General features: G+C 53.7%; 1 rRNA gene. It reads right to left on the bottom strand.

Annotated elements, in window-relative coordinates:
- Positions 1-276: 276 nt before the first annotated feature.
- Positions 277-382, bottom strand: a 16S ribosomal RNA gene (locus tag E1288_RS46625); the annotation flags it as partial.

The raw sequence follows: 382 nt of genomic DNA on the forward strand, positions 1-382 counted from the left end.
GTCTCCCACGTCCTTCATCGGCTCCTGGTACCAAGGCATCCACCATGTGCCCTACATAACTTGGCCACAAAGATGCTCGCACCCACTATACAGTTCTCAAACAACAACCAAACACACAAGAAAACACACAGAGCATGTTCCCTCAGATACCCAACAGCGGACTGTCCTGTAAGCGTTAGTGTGTTCCACAATCCATTGAGCACCCACAGTGGAAAACCTGTGTTTCCAAACCATGGACACTCCCAACCCGTGGGTCGGGGTGTTGTTGCTCCTTAGAAAGGAGGTGATCCAGCCGCACCTTCCGGTACGGCTACCTTGTTACGACTTCGTCCCAATCGCCAGTCCCACCTTCGACCACTCCCCCCACAAGGGTTGGGCCATG

Origin of the sequence: Saccharopolyspora elongata, from assembly GCF_004348985.1 — a bacterium.
In the GTDB taxonomy this organism is placed as follows: Bacteria; Actinomycetota; Actinomycetes; order Mycobacteriales; family Pseudonocardiaceae; genus Saccharopolyspora; species Saccharopolyspora elongata.